The organism is Desulfovibrio sp. 7SRBS1 (assembly GCF_049723905.1).
In the GTDB taxonomy this organism is placed as follows: Bacteria; Desulfobacterota; Desulfovibrionia; order Desulfovibrionales; family Desulfovibrionaceae.
The window spans coordinates 1,342,801-1,361,423 of sequence record NZ_JBJKFD010000001.1 but is presented as its reverse complement, the minus strand read 5'-3'; the positions used below and the strand labels follow the sequence as shown (position 1 = coordinate 1,361,423).

Sequence of the window (18,623 nt, the reverse complement as noted above, 5' to 3'; positions counted from 1 at the left end):
CCATTACGATTCCCTGAAAGTACAAAATCCGCCAGGTTCACTCTGTGGGGCGGTTTTCGAGGCGCCGCAGATGCTTCAGCCGCCGCAGGTATCCCGCATACCGTTCCAGATAAAAGGAAAGGGGCTTGGCAAACTGCTTGCCGTACAATCCATCAACGAACATCGTGGTAATGGTCCGCTCCAGAGTGAGAATTTGCTGTGAATTGATGAAAAAGTCCTGTTCGTCCGGACTCATCTTTTCCATGGTCTCCCGCAGAGCGAGTGGTGCGCGCGGTTGGTACAGCCAAAAATAGAGCAGATCGAGCGCGTTGATGACCACAATGGAAAAAAGGTCGGGCCGGGTTTTCTGCACCAGTTCCTGAAAACGTTCCGGCGACGCCAGCAGTTCGGGGATGTCGTCGTCGGGAAAAAGCATTTCCAGACGGCACAGGGTGTCCATCATCTGACGGACCTTTTCTTCATAATCCTGGGTGCGCAGGCGCAGGTTTGTGGCGCGGTCGGCAAGTCCTTCGATAACGCCGGCGACGCAGTCCGAAGCCAGCTTGGAAATGACCGCTGCCCAGCGTTGCAGAATTCCATCCACGCCGACGACCCCCATGGACGAGAGCAGGCTGCCGATAATCCCGTTGAAGGCCACGGCAATGGGGATGGACAGGATGCTGCGGAAGAAGTTTCCGGCAGCCGCGCTTTTGGGCAACCCGCGAAACAGGTTGTGGCTGGAAATGTAGATGCCGTTGGCAAGCGCCATATACGAGTAGAGCATCAGTGGGTCGGTTTGTGTGGTGATGTTCATGCCGTGGTCGAGGATGATGGTTTTGACCAGCCAGTCCAGCAGAGGCACGGAAAAACCGGTAAAGAGCAGGGAATCGGCAATCCGCTGCCAGCTGATGAGATCACCCCAGTGCAGGAGGGGCGAGCGGCGCAGACCGCCACCGCCCAGAATGGACTGGATGATGTTGCGCAGTCCGGTAATGCCGAACCAGATGGGGGCACCGAAGTAGGCCAGCAACCACCAGTCCTTGGTCAGGGCAAAGGTCAGAAAGGCGGGGACAAACCCTATGAATACCTTGAGCCAGTTGCGCAGGGCGGTATTAAAGTAGCTGGGGCCGAACTTGAAGGCGTCCGTATCTCTTTCCGGCGGCCTCAGGCTCAGCTCATTGTCCTGCAACTGCCGTCCGCCCAACACCATCAGGTTGCGGTTGCTCTCGCCTGCGGGCTCTATGTGTCCGGGCTTCCAGCGTCGTTGGCGTTTGGCGAAAAAGAACCGCCGGATGGAGGGAGGAATGAACCGGACCAGGCCAGTGAAGGGTGGCCGAAATTTGATATCTTGCACAATGACGGATGTACGGAGTTTCGGATCGACCCGGAAGGGCAGAAATCTTTCCTTGGAATGGGTAAGGTTCCGTTGCTGCCGAGCAGGCAGGGAATCTACAACGGTGAGTCCCATGCCGTAATTGCGCATGGCATAGCCGGACGATCCACTGCCCATGCGCACCTTGAGCCTGTTGTGCGAGTAGGGTGTGGTCAGGTCGGAAAGATTGCGCAAAATATGATGCAAGCGTTCCGGTGTCGTGTTCCCGGCAGGGGCATCGGAAAACTTCATGCGCGTTATGCAGTCGCGAATCATCCGTTTGATGATGACGACGTTGCCGTGGTTGAGTGCGTCTTTGAGGCGTGAAAGCCGGTTCATTCTCGGGTGGTCGGCTGCGCCTTGGCGCAGGTTGGCCAATTCGATGTGCGTGATAGCGCCTTTGCCCTGAAAAAGGATGTCGATGACTTCCTCGGTTTTCAGGTTAAACGGCACCAGGGTTATTCTGAAGCCGGAATGTAGATGGCGCAGGCGGTACAACAGCTCTTCCGGCGTCAGTTTGAGTATGGCCGGGGCATTGCTGCAGGGAATGTTGGGATCCTGGTTGTCCGGACACTCGGTTTTGGTCAGGTAGTGTGCGAGGATGGAGTCCACTGTCAGGTTGTTCATGGTTTCCACCAGGGACTCAATCTCTTCTTTTTGCGCGGCGTCGGCCTTTTCGTACTCTTTGCGTAACTGCACCGTGCGGGCCTGCATGGGCTGACGCAGGTTGTTCAGTATGAACCGCGCCAGATGCAAGGGACTTGGCTGCGCTTCTCCCACAAATTCCAGAAAATCTTTGGTTTTCAGCTGCTGCAGGCGAAGACCGAATTTTTCTTCCAGTACCGGCCGGTGTACGGCGTTGAACCGGGTCAGAATATCCTGGGTGCAGTGGCGGCGGAAGACGTTCACTTCCCGATATCCGTCGAGAAATTCCTTTATAACGGGTTGTTCCAGAAAGGCCAGATAGTCGGCCGGGCTGTCGAACCCGCTGGGAACCCAGATAAGCGTGGCGTATTTGTCACCAAGGTTTGCATTGAGCCGGATGCCGATACGGGCCTTAATCCCCATAATCTCCGCAGCTTCCAGAAGTTCTTCCGCCATGGCTTTGGAAACGAACCCCCAGTGGATTACCGTAAGGATGCGGATGCCTTTGACCCAGGCGTCCATGACCAGATGGGTGGGGGTTTTGCGCCCCACGGTGGATGCATCGTGCACATGGTCGTCAAATGCTATCTGGCTGTTGTCCTCCGGCATTTCCAAAAGGTGATATTTCTCCAGCTGTTCCAGCACGATGGACGGCTTGCCGGAAGCCGCACGCCGGAAGTCATGCGCCAATTTGAGCTGGCTTATATAATCATAACGGGATCGGACCAGCTCTTTCATTATCTGAACAAGAACCCGGGCCGTGTTGATGCGCATGGAGGTAACGGGCAAAGCCAGGGTTTCGTCGCGCAGGGCGCGCAGGGCCCTTAGCCGGATATCCGACTGGCCGCTTTCCAGCGACCCGAGAAGGTTGATGATGGCAAACGCTATGCGTAGCCCTGTGGACGTGGAGAGTTCCTTGATGCCGCGCGGGTGCATGAAGGGGGTGAGCAATGCTTCCATGGAGTCGTCGAATTTTCCTGGGGCGGTGCGGGACAGCACTTGGTTAACCATGTCCAGCAGCTGTTCATCTTTTGCGTCGCAGTAGAGTGGGGAAATAATGCGGCTCATGTTTTCTCCTTCCGAAAAACAAGAAGTACGAGTCCTGAAATATTTTTCGGGGCTCGGCATTGCGTGTTTGCGAGTCTTCTTGCGTGATTTTGCGAGAAGTGGATTACGCAATGTTGTAGTGTTTTTATGGCCAGGGACTACTTAATTTTGAGCACAGAGTGTGCCATATCCGGTGCATATCGCTCTTTTTTTCGTTGTCCCGTGTCCTCGTCTTGTGCCGGAAAGCGGATTGCAGTGCAGTTTCAGGACTGTTTTCCTTAAAAAATAACGATTATTTTTACGAAGGCTATCAGCTGAAAAAAACAGCTTTTTGAATATTTATGCCGTCTCCGGCAGGACGATCACCTGTATTCGAGTGACAAGTCCGCAGGCTTACCCGTGATGAAAAAGCCACTGAAAGTCTTTTTTATAGCCGTAATGTCTTAATGTCTGTTCAGCCATTATTTCCCGAAAAAAACAAGTCCTCCTGCGCCTCCCGCGGGGCCTCGTTGCAAGGTGTCTGCTGGGTATTCGATAGCTTTTGTAATTATTTCAGTTTGTTGTGCATGGCATGCCATTTGCTCAAACACATCGTGCAAAGACACATCATTCGCGGATAGGCCGCCCGGCGAATTGGGTTGTTCGCTGGAAAGAGTAAAAACGGTGCTCCGAATGGGTTTTCGGGGTTCCGGTCTGCGGCTGCAGCGTGATGACGGAGATGCAGGATGAATATGGAGTCGCCCCCTCTGAAAATACTGCTCGTGGATGACGAAGCGCGTCTGCTTCTCACATCCGCCAGGCTTTTCAAAAAGCTCGGCTTTCCCATTGAAACGGCATTGGGAGGAGCAAAGGCTTTGGAAATACTCGCGCGCGAAACATTCGACGTGGTTTTCCTGGATATGAAAATGCCCGGCATGGATGGTCACGAGACGTTGGCTGAAATCCGCCGCCTTTACCCGGAGACGGATGTGATCGTTCTCACCGGTCATGCCACGAGGGAAGACGCCATGGATTGCCTGCATCAGGGTGCCAGGGACTACCTGGTGAAACCTGTTTCCGCCCGGACCATGCTTGATAAGGCCCATGAGGTCCGGTCCGAAGCGCATTGATGTTATCCGCCCGGTCGCCTGTTGTGTGACGTGGAGGCATGTCCGGTGAAATGTCGGCCCGGCGGAGAAGTAGGACATTGGGGCAAAGGGAAGCAAGGCATACGCCTAAAATGACCAAACGACGTTCTTACGACTTGAGGAGGTTGGAATGTCACGGAAGATCAAAGTGCTGATGGTTGACGATGAAGAGCGCTTCCGCACCATCACGGCCCGAATTTTGGAACGCAAAGGCTATGACACCATCATGGCGGAAAGCGGCGAGCAAGCCCTTGAGATGCTGGCCGAGAAACCCGATGTGGTCATCCTCGATGTTAAAATGGGAGGAATGGACGGGCATGAAACCTTGCAAAAAATCAAGGAATCCCATCCCGACCTGCCGGTCATTATGCTGACCGGTCATGGCGCGCTGCCCAGCGCGCAGGAATCTCTGAAGTCCGGGGCGTACGATTACCTGACCAAGCCCTGCGACGTGGATCTTCTTACCGCAAAGATCAAAGACGCGTACTTCATTCATTCTCGTGGGATCAAGGCGGAACCCAGTGTGGGCGACATCATGATACCCCTCGAAAACTACACCACTATAGGCCCCACCGCCACGCTCAAGCAAGGCATTGAAAAGCTGAAGGAATCGTTCACCCGTTTGATGTCCACAGACCGCCTCATGGTTGCCGGCCATCGTTCCATCCTGGTGTTCGAGGGCGACGAAGATCTGGTGGGCATTCTCGGCGTGAAGAACCTCATCGCCACACTGCGTCCCGGCTACCTTTCTGCTGGCAAGCCCAGTATGGCCGATAGTCTGCAGTATTCCCCCATGTTCTGGACCGGTCTGTTCACCAGCCGGGTCAAGATCATTCAGGATCTGCAGGTTGGGGACGTCATGTCCGCACGTCCGCCGATGATCGATGCCGATGCCAACCTCATGGAGGCTGCCGAAATGCTGTTTGAGCGTAAGGTACGCCGCCTTGTGGTCAAGAAGGAAGGCAGGATCGTCGGTGTTATCCGCGAACAGGAACTTTTCTTTGAAATGGCCCGGCTGGTGTAGCCGCAGAACATTATGAGCGGGCTGGCGCAAAGGTAGCGTTCAGGCCTGTCAGGAAACATTTCGAGGTACACAATGGCTGAACAAAAAAAGAAAGTTACCGGTTACGACAAGTACGTAAACTGGAAGATGTTTATCTTTCCTGTTGTGCTTTTCTTCGGCATCCTTTTGATGCCCACACCAAAAAGTATGGTCGAAATCGGTATTCAGTACACGATTGGCCCCAAGCATGTTGTATCGTTTCTAGGTCAGGAGCTGTTTCAGAAACCAGCTTCGGACATGGATCAATGGGAACTGCTTACCTGTGAAATGATGGAACAGAACATGCGCATGGGCGCGCTTACCCTGAAGCGCTTCATGAAGCGTAATTTGAAGTGGTGTAAAAAGTACAAGATTCCTGCCGATGCCACCAACTTCAAGCGCGCCTCCGAATGGGTTGAACAAAATCTTACTCCGGAGCACTACAATGCCATCATGAAGCAGGCATTGGACCTGCGATTGCACAAGCTGGAATATGACGGCCTGTCCAAGACAGACAAAAAGTCTGCGGATAAGGGGTCGTGGGCCATCAAGGTCTCCATCGCCATGGTCGTCTTCGTTGTGCTCTGCTTCCTTACAGAGTGCATTCCGTTGCCCGGTGTTGCCTTCTGCATCGGTCTTATCCTGGTGTTCACCTCCGTGGTAAGCCGCTCCCAGGTTGCCGGGTTGTACTGGTCGGACGCCTCCTGGTTTATCATGGGTTCATTAATGTTCGCGGCGGCCTTTGTGAAAACCGGCGTGGACAAGCGTTTGTGTATGGCCATGTTCAAGAAGCTGGCTGTGCCCAACGTGCGATGGATCACACTTATTTTCTTCGTCATCATCAGCCCGCTGGCAGCGTTCATTTCGGACCACGCTCTGGCCGCCATGTTCCTGCCCATCGGTATGCTTTTGTATGAAAACAGTCTTACCGAAGAAGTCCCCGAGGATAAGGAACTTGCCAAGATGCTGATGATCGCCATTGCCATGGCGTGTAACATCGGCGGTCCTGGCGCACCTTCGGGCGGCGCACGTAACGTTATCATGATGACCTACCTGACAGATATGTTTGGGTTCGACATCGGATACTTTCAGTGGGTCACCTTCTGCTTTCCGTTCGTCATCGTCATGATACCCATCACCTGGTTTGCCGTGAACATCATGTTCAAGCCTCGGATTAAGGATCTGAAGCCTGCCATGGCGCACCTGGAAAAGCAGATCAGCAAGATGGGCAAGTGGAACAGCAAGCAGATCTGGGCGGTCGTCATTTTTGCCGTCATGGTCTTTGGCTGGTTCACTGAGAAAGAATTCTACAACCTGGGTATTTATCCCATGCGCCTGGGCATTGGCGTCATCGCAGTTGGCGGCGCAGTTGCCTACCTGCTGGCAGGCGTTGTCAACTGGCGCGATTATCAGGAAAAGGTCGACTGGGGTGTTGTTTGGCTGTACTCGGGCGCCATCATTTTTGGGCGCACCCTGGATAGCTCCGGCGCCGCCTACTGGATCGCCAAGTCGTGCATTGACATGCTGGCTCCGCTCGGCATGGACCACGGTCTGCCCCTTATGATGACTTCCAACGGTCTTACTGCCGTTCTGACCAACCTTATGGCCGATGGTCCTGCTGCCGCCGCAGTTGGGCCGATCACCCTTAACATGGCTGGACTGGTCCATCCGGGCACTACCTTCCTGCCCTTCATGGCCATGTCCACCGCTATTGCCTCTTCGTTTGCATATTGTCTGATTATCGGTACGCCGCCTAATGCCATCGTGTATGCCTCGGGTTACCTGGAGCCCAAGGACTACCTGCGCGTTGGTCTTCCCTTGTGGTTCGTGGCCAATATAGTGGTCATCATACTCACCGGCGTGCTCTGGTCGACAATGGGATTTGGCGATTTGCCATCCTTCTGACGACGAGGTTTGCCAGCTGCCCGGCAGTCCGGCTTCGGCCGGGCTGTCGGCAGCCATTAAACAAGGATTTGTGGAGTTAGGGTTTGCATGACGACGGACAGGGGAGGAGACGATGCAACAGGAAAAGATGTTCGTGACAAAAAATGGTGTTACCTATTTCAGCCGCAGAACCGAGCGGTGCGTGTTCTTTGTACTGACCCTGGGCATGTTGGTCTGGGGTGTCTTCGAGAAGTGGGGTTAAAAGGTTATGTCCGCCCAAATGGAAAGCAGACTGGAAGCGCAGGCCGCAGCAGCCGTGCAGATGGACGAGCAACGGACCGATACCGGTAGCGAGACGCAACGGGAAACCGCCGCCCCGCCCAAGCGCAAGGCCTTTTCCCGTTATTTTGCTCACCTGAACCTGCTCATTCGGACTCCGCGCCAGTTCTATTCCGAAGTTGCCAGTGAAGAAGGATACTCCGAGGCTCTGACCTTTTTGGTGACCTCGAGTGTCTTCTTCACAATGGTCAGCTACACGTACCTGTTCAACAGTGATCTCCGGATGATTCCGGTGATTTTGCTCAATTCCATTGGAATGCCCTTTCTGGCCGCTGGTATGGCCTGGATGACCATGGTCATGTTTTTCGGCAGGCAGGAAGGCGGGTATGCACGGGTGTTTTCCATCTTCGCCTACGCCGCAGGCACCGTCATGTTGATTTCCTGGATACCGGCCCTGGGGTGGGCCACGGAAATCTGGCGGCTGCTTCTGGTGGGTGTGGGGATACAGCGCGTGTACAGCCAGGGCTGGAAAAAGACCTTTTTCGTCGTGGTTGCGTCCACAGTGGTGCTGACAATGTTCTTCTGGTCCAGCGCCCCTATAATCTCTTCGCTCAAGTCTTTGTTTTAGCTCGTCATGTAGCGGTTTTATGTTTTGGATGGGATTTACATACCGAACAAGGAGAGACTCATGTCCAATCTGGTTCCCCCTCATGGTGGTAAAGGCCTGATCGTTCGTCTGCTGGAAGGCGAAGCCCGCGAAAAGGAACTGAACAAGGCAACGAGCCTCAAACGTATTGAAATAACCGCTCAGGAAAAGGGCGATCTTATAATGATCGGCATCGGCGGTTTCAGTCCTCTGGACGGCTTTATGACCAAGGCCGACTGGAAGAGCGTTTGTGAGAATTTCACCTTGGCCGACGGCACTTTCTGGCCTGTTCCCGTAATGCTTGGCGTTACTGCCGACGATGCTGCCGTCATCAATCCGGGCGACGAAATCGCCTTGTACTACGCCAAGGACGATACCATTTATGCCACGTTGAAAGTCAGTGAAAAGTTCGAGCTGACCGAAGACGATAAAAAATGGGAATGCGAAGCCGTATACCAAGGACAGGGCGAAGACTCCGTGGACGGCAAGTTCTGGGAAGTTGCCCTGGAAGATCATCCCGGCGTGCAAAAGGTCATGGAACGCAAGCAGTTCTGCCTGGCGGGTCAGGTTAACGTCCTTTCCGAAGGAAACTATCCCGACAAGTACCAGGGAATTTATCTGCGGCCAGCGGAAACTCGCAAGATTTTCGACGAAAAGGGTTGGAGCAATGTGGCTGCCTTGCAATTGCGCAATCCCATGCACCGTTCCCACGAATATCTTTGCAAGATTGCCATGGAAATTTGTGATGGCGTGATCATCCATTCCCTTATCGGCAATCTGAAACCTGGCGACATTCCCGCCGAAGTGCGCGTGAAGTGCATCCAGACTCTGGTGGATAATTACTTTGTTGCGGAAAACGTCGTGCAGGGCGGCTATCCTCTGGACATGCGTTATGCAGGACCGCGTGAAGCCTTGCTGCACGCCACCTTCCGCCAGAACTACGGCGTCAACCGCATGATCATTGGCCGTGACCACGCAGGCGTGGGTGATTTCTACGGTCTGTTCGAGGCCCAGGAAATCTTCGACAAGATTCCCTATCGGGATGAGGAAGACTGCGACTCCGGCAGGAAGCTCTTGTGTGAACCGCTCAAGATTGACTGGACCTTCTACTGCTACAAGTGCGACGGCATGGCTTCCCTGCGGACCTGCCCGCACGGCAAGGAAGACCGGGTTATTCTTTCCGGCACCAAACTGCGCAAGGCCCTGTCCGAAGGCGCGGAAATTCCCGATCACTTCGGGCGTGAGGAAGTGCTGGAAATCCTGCGCGAATACTACGAGAACCTGGAAGAAAAGGTTGAGATTAAAATGCAGGGCTTCGCTTCCGGCGAGTCCATGAAATAAGTGCTTTCCCGTTAATCACCCAAGCCCGAGCCTTTCGGGAAGAGTGGGGGCTGCATTGGGTGGCCCCCACTCAGGCTGCCGAGAAATGGTGGATAGCTGCGTTGCTTCGGGAAATTCAAACCCTCGCCTTGAATTTCCCCCGCGTCCTGCCCCCCTTTCTTGGCAGCCTGTTTTTTGTTTCCTGCTTTCAACTTCGTCGTTCTTTTTCTCGGTATTTAATTTCGAACCTTTCTCCCAAAAAAATATTTTATAAATATATGCCGGTAATCGTTTTCGACGTATTTTTATTTTTGTGCAACGTCTGAAAATTATTGTTTTGTAACGGCTTATGAAGTTTGCATGCGCAATAGATTTGCGCGTTTACTGGAACGCTCCTTGCTTTTCTTCGAGTATCTTTCCTTATTTTTTGCGAGATCTCGGCAAGGAGAATTGGAATGCAAACCTCTGATTACGCCAGACTCCGTCTGCGCATAATTTCCACAATTCTGGGCTTTTCCCTCATTCCTTTGTTCGGCCTTGGGTCGTTCATATATTTTCAGTTCTCCAAGACCTTTGACGACAACGTTGCCGAGAATCTTTCCACCATCGTGGAAAACAAGCGCGACGCCCTGGATATGTTTCTCACGGAGCGGGTGATCCAACTCAAGAATCTGGCCTACACCCACAAGTGGAACGAGATGAGCAATGACGAGTACCTCCACAACCTGTTCGAAATCATCCGCTCCTATTCAGGGTCCATTGTTGACCTGGGCGTAATCGACTCCACCGGCCAACAGGTGTCCTATTCCGGCCCTTACAAACTCAAGGGCGTGGACTACAAGGATGAACGCTGGTTCCGGCAGGTGCGGCTCAAGGGGATGTACATCAGCGATGTGTTCATGGGGTTTCGCCACTTTCCTCACTTCATCATAGCGGTCTGGCGTCAGGAAAAGGGCCATTCCTGGATTCTGCGCGCCACCATTGATTCCGACGTATTCACCTCTCTGGTTCGCAACGTACAGGTGGGACGGCGGGGTGATGCCTTTTTGGTCAATCGCGGCAACGTGTTGCAGACTTCTCCCCGCTTCGGGGCCAAGGTGTTGGAACAGGCCCATCTCCCCGACCTCCCGGAACGTCTGGACAGTGCTGAAATTTCATGGCTGCACGGCAACGACAAAATAGTGGCCGGATTTGCCCGTCTGCGCCAGGTGGACTGGACCCTGGTCATAACCGAAGACCCCAGTGAGGAAATGTCTCCGCTGGTGCGCACCCAATGGACGGCATTGGGCATTACCGGGCTGGGCGGTCTTTTGATTTTTCTTGGGGGCTGGGCGGTCAGCCGCAACATTGTTTCCAAAATCGAGGCTGCGGACAGGCAGAAGGCCGCAATGGACGCGACCCTTATGCAGTCCGGCAAAATGGCAGCCCTTGGCAAAATGGCCGCCGGAGTCGCGCACGAGGTCAACAATCCGCTTACGCTCATTCGCGAAAGTGCGGGGTGGGCGCGTGACCTGCTGACCGAGGAAGACCCGGAAAAGATCACCAACTTCACCGAAATAGAAGCCGCCCTGCACAAAATAGACGAGCATGTGGAACGCGCCAGAAACATCACGCGCCGCATGTTGGGCTTTGCCAAGCGCATGGACCCCACGCAGGAGAATGTGGATCTGAACAACCTGGCGGAACAGACCATCATGCTGCTGGGCAACGAGGCCCTGCACCGCAACATCAATATAGAAACCGACCTTGCCGTGGGACTGGGAAGTATAGAGACCGACCCCTCCCAGGTGCAACAGGTGGTTCTTAATCTTTTGGAAAACGCCATCGATGCCATCGACCGCAATGGCACCATCAACCTGCACACCTGGCGGGACGAGGAGCACAAACATTTGTGCCTGTCCGTTACCGATACCGGGCCGGGCATTCCTCCGGAATTGTGCAACAAGGTTTTCGATCCTTTTTTCAGCACCAAGAAGATTGGTGAAGGTACCGGACTGGGGTTGGCAATCAGCTACAGCATTATGGAAAAGCTGGGCGGCACTATTGCCGCGAATAATGTGGAAGGGGGCGGAGCGTGTTTTACCATTTGCCTGCCCATGTGACCCCAAAGCTCCTTTGAGAGGATGCCATGGACAGAATCAAGGTTTTGGTCGTGGACGACGAAAGCGATTTTATCGATCTTTTCGTCAAGCGGTTTCAGATGCGCAATCTTGAAGTTGCGGCGGTTGGCGGCGGGCCGCAGGCTTTGGAATATCTGCGGGAGCACGAAATGGATGTTGTTGTCCTGGACGTGCGCATGCCCGGCATGGACGGCATGGAAACCCTGCGTGAGATCAAGAAGCGACATCCCGAAGTGGAGGTCATCATGCTTACGGGGCACGGGTCCGTGCAGTCGGGCATAGAGGGCATGAACAACGGCGCGTACGACTATGTGATGAAGCCGTTTAAGATCGACGATTTGCTGGAGCGTATCCGCAGGGCGCATGAACACGGCAGGCTCAACAGGGAAGGGCGGGTGTAATTATGCAGATTCCCTGGCCCAGAACCACACGGCAGGGGTTGGCCTTGGTTTTGCGTGTGGGCGTACCCCTGTTTGTTGGGCTTACGGGAGTAAGCATTGCTGCGTCGAGTACCGGCCATCTGGCAGATACATTTTTGGTGCTGTTTTCCATGGGGCTGTCTGCCATGGCGGCGGAGTGGGTCTATAGGCAGTCGCGCCGTATGGCTGCGGAAAAGGCGGAGCTGAGCGAACAGCTGCTGCAGTCGCAAAAGCTGGCTGCACTGGGCGAGCTGGCTGCAGGCATTGCGCATGAAATCAACAATCCTCTGGCCATTATAGGGCAGGAATCAGAACTGCTCCAGAATTCGCTGGATGGTTTGAGTTTCGCCACGCAGGACGACGAGGAGATGTTTGCTGATTCTCTGTCCGAGATAAACCAGCAGGTACACCGCTGCGGAGCCATTACCGCCAAGATGCTGGATATGGCCCGCAAGCGTCAGGCCGTGCCGCAGGCTCTGGACATCAACCATATTGTGCGGGACATGGTGGCGCTTACGGAAAAGGAAGCGTCCCGGCATGCCATTGAAATCATCACCACCTGCGCGGGATACATGCCGCTTATCTACTCTGATCCGCCCCTGATAAAGCAGGTGGTACTCAACCTTTTGAACAACGCCATTCAGGCCATCGGGAGCGAAGGCACCATTACGGTGATTACCGGGGTGCGCCCTCCGGACGGGGTGTGCATCGTGGTTCGCGACACGGGCTGCGGTATTTCCAAGGAAGACCAGGAGCGGATTTTCAATCCGTTCTATACGACCAAACCGCCGGGCAAGGGCACGGGGCTGGGATTGTCCATCAGTCTGCGCATCATCGACCAGCTCGGGGGGAGCATTGCCGTGCAGAGCGAACCGGGCCAAGGCGCGGCATTCACCGTGAAACTGCCCGTTGGAGCGGGCAAGGAGGCCTCGCACCATGGCAAAGCCTAGAATACTTGTGGTTGACGACGAACCGAGGTTTTTGTCCAACATGGTCCGTTTGCTCACCGGCAAGGGGCTTGATGTTTCCGGAGCTTCCAGCGGCGAGGCCGCACTGGATATGGCGTCCAAGGCCATGTCCGGAGACGGGGATGAACGGCCTTTCGACATCATCCTGCTGGACATGAAGCTGCCCGGTCTGGATGGACGGGCAACTCTCGCGGCCCTGCAGGAAAAAAAGTGCGATGCGGAAGTCATTGTGCTGACCGGCCACGCCGCCGTGGACGAGGCCGTGGATATTTTGAACCAGGGCGCGTTCGATTACCTGCTGAAGCCCTGCCGAACCGAAACACTGATGCGCATGCTGGAACTGGCCTGCGAAAAGCGTGGCTTGCGCCTTGAATAGATGGCTGGGGTATCTCTGAATACTCCCCGGGGCCCGGTGCGGAAATTCCGTGCCGGGCCTTTTGGTGGGGTATATATCTTTGGCTGTCGTAAAAATTGCAAGGCGTGCTTCAGGCGAAGTTTTCCCGTACACGCGCAGACGCATTGGTGACAGCTGACTCTTAATCAGTTGCTTCAAGGTTCGAGTCCTTTTTCCTGGCTGAGCCGGGTGGAGATCAATGGCGACGCCCCTGGGCGGAGTCGTCAGGCAAAAAAGCATCCTGCGAGTTTCGTTTCGTTACGCGTTTTCACCTGCAAGGGCTGGGCAACGATGGGCTTGGTTGCCCAGAGAAAGAAAAAGGCCCTGTGGGGGATCATTGCTGATCATCCACAGGGCCCTGTATTTTTTATGCCGCCGAAAGAGGGGCGTGAACTCTCTCAGAGGGCGCGCCACCGTTACTGTTGTTCAGATATCCTTACTTGCTTTGTAACGCCCACGCAGCCCCGCCAGCTCTCACAAGGAATGAAGTGACTGGCGTATTCTGCTCAAGAATGATCTGTTATGCGACGCCCCAACGTCCGTATGACGGAAAATGAGCACCTTGACGTAATCTGTCAAAAAGGCCCAGACGATGGAATAGGCCCACACCAGCCCGATTGCTCCCCATCCAATGGGGGTGATGAGGCCGAATCCGTATGCGGCCAGGATGGTTCCGAGCACTTTGGTTCCAACGGCAGACCAGATCATAACGGGCGCGGGATAGGGCGATTTCCAGAAATAGCCCCGGCTGCGCGAGACGAAGAGGGTCAGATGCCCGGAAACAGCCATCTTCAGGAAAATGTAGGTTTGTACTTCGGGGATGTCGAGATGGAGCCATTTCAGCGCCAGGTAGAGCATCAGGAAGCTGCCGAACACTCCGGTCAGGCCCATGGCGGTGGAAACCCTGATGACTCGATGCATGTTCCAGCGCACCGGATTCGGATCCAGCCACGTGCGGTCATAAGCGATGGTCACGATGGGCACATCGTTCAGGAACGCCAAGAGGATGATCATGATGGCCGTGATGGGATAGAAGTTGAAAGCGATCATGGCCAGCACCACAAAAATCATGATTCGGATGGTCTCCGTAATCCGATAAATGGCGTAGCTGTTCATGCGCTCAAAAATGCGCCGCGCTTCTTCCACCGCATTGATAATGACCGAGATGCCCGGAGCCGTCAGCACAAGGTCGGCGGCCGTGCGGGCCGCATCCGTGGCGCCGCTCACCGCAATGCCCATGTCCGCCTGTTTCAGGGCGGGCGCGTCGTTGACGCCGTCACCGGTCATTCCGACTATATGATGCCTTGATTGCAACATCTTGACGATATTGTATTTATGCTCCGGAAAAACCTGGGCGAATCCGTCGGTTTTTTCCACTTCTGCGGCGGCGTCATTGGACGTTTTCCGCCCCTCTTCTGCGGTATTCAGCCATTCTCCGGCCACTGCGATGTTTTGTCCCAGGTCCAATTGGCCGGAGATTTCCTTGGCAATGGCCAAGTTGTCTCCGGTCACCATCTTGACTTTTATGCCGTGCTTTCCGGCCTCCATAATGGTCTCGCGCGAGTCCTCGCGCGGCGGATCGAACAGAGGCAGGAGCCCCAGAAAGCTCCAGGATTCGTCCTCGTCGGTTCTGGCAAGGCCAATGGTGCGGTATCCCTTGGCGGCAAAGCCCTGAGTCGCCTCTTCAGCCTTGGCGCGCACATCGTCGTCCACTTCGGCGAGGTCGAGAATGACTTGCAGCGCTCCCTTGCTGACCTTGAAATGATCTCCGCTGTCCGTCTTGATCCAGGCTTCGGTTCGTTTGCTCACCGGGTCGAAAGGAACAAACTTCTCCTGTGAGTAGGCATTGAGGGATGTTTTGTCCTTCAACCCCTGCAACACGGCAAGATCAATGGCGTCCTCGTTTTCCGCCTTGGAGGCCAGGCAACCGGCGAGAATGAGATCGTCCTCATTCTTTGCCTTGAAGGTGATGGGCTCCCCAAGTTTCAACTTGTTCTGGGTCAGGGTGCCGGTCTTGTCCGAGCAGAGAATGTCCATGCCCGCCATTTCCTCGATGGACTCCAGCCGGGAGACAATGGCTTTTTCCTTGGAAAGGGCAAGGGCGCCCACGGCCATGGTTACGGACAGGACAGCGGGCATGGCCACGGGAATGGAGGCCACGGTGAGAATCAGCGCGAACTGCACCAGGTCGAGGAATGGCGAGCCCCGGAAGAGTTGCACCACAATAAGCGTCGCCACCAGGCCCAGACTGAGATAAATCAGGTAATCGCCTATCTGTATGACGGCTTTCTGAAAATGGGACTCACTCTTTGCGCTGGAGACGAGCCGGGCCGTCTTGCCGAAGAACGTTTCTCCGCCCGTTGCCGTCACCAGTCCCACCATCTCCCCCTGCTTGGCCACCGATCCCGAATAGACGAGGTGGCCGATTTCCTTTTGCACGGGCAGGGATTCGCCGGTCAGTGCGGACTGGTCCACGCTCAGGTAATCGCCTTCCACCAGTCTGGCATCGGCGGGGATGATGTCCCCCATGCGCAAGCGGATGATATCCCCCGGCACGAGATTTTGGGCGTTGATGCTCTGCCATGAGCCGTCGCGCAAGGCCCGGCTTTTCAGCGCAAGCTTGCTCTTGAGCGCGTCCACGGCGTTGCCGGCCTGATACTCTTGCCAAAAGCCGACCACGGCATTGAAGATGAGCAGGGAAACAATGATGCAGAAGTCCGCCCAGTGGCGGACAAGCAGGGACAGTATGGCCGCAGCCTCGATCATCCAGGGAATCGGCCCCCAGAAGTATCCGAGGAATTTCACAATCGGGCTGACCCTGTGGTCCTCCAAGGCGTTGGGACCATATTTTTCAAGGCGCTTGGCAGCTTCCTGTTCACTCAACCCCTTAGGACCACTTTCAAATTCTTTGAAAATATCCTCGGGCTGTAATTTTTCCTCTTCATGAACATCCGAGTGGTTCGACTCCATGCTCTTTTCTCCTTGTGTGCTTCTTCGGCAAGTGATTCCAGTGCGCTGCATGTGTCACGAGCGCACGGGCGGTCTCGCTTGTCGTTTATTTTGCACGGGAAGGGCAACAGTGCCTGCAATGACGTCGAAACGGCAGCACGCTTTTGCCCAGACTCTCGCACGGTATGATGCCGATAACTCAATCCACTTCAGCGAACTCTTGTATCTCAAAGTTCTCCGATCTTCCTCCAGAATGCTTAAATAACTCGGATTTGGCAATGCCCGATTTAATATATTTTTGAAGGTGCTCAGAGTGCTTCCAAGCAGACTCGATTACAACGTGTACTTTTTCCCCTTGGGTACTGCTTTGGAAAACATCGTTTCGATCAAGAGAAAAAGGAAAAGTCGCCGTGTTTGATTCCATTGAAGGCTGGTATAATACTCATCGGCGGCATTCTGGGGGCGAATACATGTCGTCCTTGAATTATGAAAAGAGGTAGGCTTTCGTGTTTTGAGAGCTCAAGTCAAAAAGTGTCTACCAAATTGGAAGAACTCCACCCTCTCGCCAGTTGCTTTGAAAGGCGATGACCAGAGGCGTGGATTCGACGTTCAGTTCCCGGTTTTCGGATTTCACAGAGAGTCGTTTGGAAGGCGAAAGGTGGATTTCAGCCATGGTCGGTTTTGAGGAAAAGCAGGCTTTGTTTTTGTTCGGCTCGAGCGAGTGCATGAAGTTTGGAAGGGAAGGGTGTTGCTGTGCGCAGCGCACATCAACACCCTGAAAAGAATATGAATAAAACCGTATGCGGTTCAATGATTACGGAAGGTTAATAAATTATGCTCGCGCTCTTAACCTGTTGGTTCGGGGTTGATCATGTACGTGGACGAACTGTCCCTGGTTCTTCAAAGCGGCAACGCTGTTTCCCCGCTACAGCAGCCCCTGCGCATGCAATATCGCGGTCAGAAGAGTAAGCGTGGCAAGGTTCAGAATATTGCTCGCAACGGTTATTGTGGCGACATCAGCGGCAAGACATCTGTAGATATCTGCAATGACCGTGGTCATCAGTGCGGTTGCAGTGCCGCTCATTATCACTCCCACAGCCAGCCATGTGCCGTGCACTCCCATCAGGGAGAGCAGCCCCCAGGCAAGTAGCGGGTGGATTACCAGTTTCATCAGGAGGCTGGTGCCGAATCTGATGAAATTGAATGTATCCCCTGTAACGGCCAAGCGTACTTTAGCCCGTAGGTCCAGTCCCAGAGCCAGCAACATGCAGGGGGCAGTGGTGTTGCCCACCATGGAGGCGGCTTTGTCCACAGGCTCCCAAAGGCCTATTTCGCTAAGACCCAAAAACAATCCAACAAAGGTTGAGATTATAAACGGGTTGAAAAGAATGGATTTGAGGAGCCGGGAGATTGTTTTTTTCGGGTCGCCGTCCGCAGTCTTCAGATATTCGAGTTGTACAAGGCAGGGGATGGATACGACGTTCGGAGTAATTGCGGCTAGCCCAGCAGCTACAAGGGCTTCGTGATTTCCGGGCATGAGGCTGGCGACAACGGGCAGGCCCAGGAAAGCCATATTGGAACAACTGGTGGTCAGTCCGATGACTGCGGCTGGGCCGTGTTTTTTTGTGCCGAACAGAAATTCTCCCAGATAGCCGAAAATGTAGACGATGACCTGTGCGCTCAAAATGCCGAGCCAGAAACCGCCGTGCAGTATTTCGTCGGAAGTTGCGCTTGAGAGGATGTGTATCAGCAGCACGGGAAGGGCGACATATAAGACATAGGAACCAATGATTGACCCGGTTTCCTTCGGGATTACCCGGAAGATGTCCAGCAGGATGCCAAAGGCAATAACCAGAAATACTGGCAAAATAAGAATTAATGAAGAAAGCATATATAAATCCAGTGAGATGAAGTGAATTGAGCGGCAGGCAATAAAAGAATTTTTTTGCCACTTTCCGGAAGAGAATGGGCCTGTCGGAAAGTGGCCATTATTCGCTCGGCTTTCAACATGTCAACATGAAAATAGAAGCCTGTTCTTTTGCCTGCATGGACTTTTCAGCAACTCGGAGTATGAAATAACCCCGGAATAAGGCATCCCGCACTGTATCTTGTTGTTGTGGTGTAAGTCCAAGGTGCGGGCTAAACCGGTTTACTTCAAAATATGAGGAGGGAATGATGTACGGGGTCGGCATGATGGGCGGCATTGGCTTTTTTTTCTGGTTATTCTTTGTTGTCATTGCAATTTGCATAACTATTGCGCCCCTCGTTATCTGGCGCAATACCAACAGAACCAATCGGCTGCTCGCGTTGCTTTTGTTGCAGCAGGGCGTGCCTGCGGACACGGTCAACGAAGTTTTCAAGTCCGGCGGATCCAAGGTCCCCACGTTCCGGCGTTCTGGAAGCGTCGAATAAGAGGCAGAAAAGAAAAGGGG

The 18,623-nt window shown here is 54.2% G+C and carries 14 protein-coding genes; 11 read left to right on the top strand and 3 right to left on the bottom strand.

Translation table 11 applies throughout. The features are described 5' to 3' along the window. Positions 1-37 precede the first annotated feature (37 nt). Positions 38-3,064 carry a hypothetical protein gene (locus ACI0FJ_RS06440; protein WP_424300617.1) on the bottom strand — a complete coding sequence of 1,009 codons (3,027 nt, stop codon included), beginning with the start codon at positions 3,062-3,064 and terminating at the stop codon, positions 38-40. Positions 3,065-3,768: 704 nt separating this feature from the next. Between ACI0FJ_RS06440 and ACI0FJ_RS06435 the strand changes: the two genes are divergently transcribed. The 10 genes from ACI0FJ_RS06435 (at position 3,769) to ACI0FJ_RS06390 (ending at position 13,224) form a co-directional block, all read left to right on the top strand. Further along, on the top strand, positions 3,769-4,152 hold the full coding sequence (locus ACI0FJ_RS06435; RefSeq protein WP_424300614.1) for a response regulator: 384 nt from the start codon (positions 3,769-3,771) through the stop codon (positions 4,150-4,152). 148 nt (positions 4,153-4,300) lie between these two features. Continuing rightward, the gene (locus tag ACI0FJ_RS06430) at positions 4,301-5,194 is read left to right on the top strand and encodes a response regulator (protein ID WP_424300611.1); all 894 of its coding nucleotides are present in this window, start codon (positions 4,301-4,303) and stop codon (positions 5,192-5,194) included. A 72-nt stretch (positions 5,195-5,266) separates the two neighbouring features. Further along, entirely contained in the window at positions 5,267-7,117 is a 1,851-nt protein-coding gene (locus ACI0FJ_RS06425; RefSeq protein ID WP_424300608.1) for an SLC13 family permease, read from the top strand. 112 nt (positions 7,118-7,229) lie between these two features. After that, a complete protein-coding gene (locus tag ACI0FJ_RS06420; protein ID WP_424300605.1) occupies positions 7,230-7,358 on the top strand; it encodes a hypothetical protein in 129 nt (42 codons plus the stop codon). A gap of 6 nt (positions 7,359-7,364) precedes the next feature. Then, entirely contained in the window at positions 7,365-8,003 is a 639-nt protein-coding gene (locus ACI0FJ_RS06415; RefSeq protein ID WP_424300602.1) for a YIP1 family protein, read from the top strand. A 60-nt stretch (positions 8,004-8,063) separates the two neighbouring features. Further along, positions 8,064-9,362: a sulfate adenylyltransferase gene (sat, locus tag ACI0FJ_RS06410; RefSeq protein WP_424300599.1), complete on the top strand. Its 1,299-nt coding sequence runs from the start codon at positions 8,064-8,066 to the stop codon at positions 9,360-9,362. A gap of 434 nt (positions 9,363-9,796) precedes the next feature. Then, entirely contained in the window at positions 9,797-11,443 is a 1,647-nt protein-coding gene (locus ACI0FJ_RS06405; protein WP_424300596.1) for a sensor histidine kinase, read from the top strand. Between the two features lie 26 nt (positions 11,444-11,469). After that, positions 11,470-11,862 carry a sigma-54-dependent transcriptional regulator gene (locus tag ACI0FJ_RS06400; protein WP_424300593.1) on the top strand — a complete coding sequence of 131 codons (393 nt, stop codon included), beginning with the start codon at positions 11,470-11,472 and terminating at the stop codon, positions 11,860-11,862. Positions 11,863-11,864: 2 nt separating this feature from the next. Next, on the top strand, positions 11,865-12,830 hold the full coding sequence (locus ACI0FJ_RS06395) for a sensor histidine kinase (protein WP_424300590.1): 966 nt from the start codon (positions 11,865-11,867) through the stop codon (positions 12,828-12,830). After that, positions 12,817-13,224 carry a response regulator gene (locus ACI0FJ_RS06390; protein ID WP_424300587.1) on the top strand — a complete coding sequence of 136 codons (408 nt, stop codon included), beginning with the start codon at positions 12,817-12,819 and terminating at the stop codon, positions 13,222-13,224. The genes ACI0FJ_RS06395 and ACI0FJ_RS06390 overlap by 14 nt, the downstream gene beginning before the upstream one ends. 492 nt (positions 13,225-13,716) lie before the next feature. Here ACI0FJ_RS06390 and ACI0FJ_RS06385 read toward each other — a convergent pair whose 3' ends face one another. Both ACI0FJ_RS06385 and ACI0FJ_RS06380 read right to left on the bottom strand, forming a co-directional pair. Further along, positions 13,717-16,212: a plasma-membrane proton-efflux P-type ATPase gene (locus tag ACI0FJ_RS06385; protein WP_424300584.1), complete on the bottom strand. Its 2,496-nt coding sequence runs from the start codon at positions 16,210-16,212 to the stop codon at positions 13,717-13,719. Positions 16,213-17,116: 904 nt separating this feature from the next. Then, entirely contained in the window at positions 17,117-18,082 is a 966-nt protein-coding gene (locus ACI0FJ_RS06380; RefSeq protein ID WP_424300581.1) for an AEC family transporter, read from the bottom strand. 281 nt (positions 18,083-18,363) lie between these two features. On the opposite strand from ACI0FJ_RS06380, the gene ACI0FJ_RS06375 reads away from it, so the two are divergent. Next, a complete protein-coding gene (locus ACI0FJ_RS06375; protein ID WP_424300579.1) occupies positions 18,364-18,603 on the top strand; it encodes a hypothetical protein in 240 nt (79 codons plus the stop codon). The last annotated feature ends 20 nt before the right edge of the window (positions 18,604-18,623 follow it).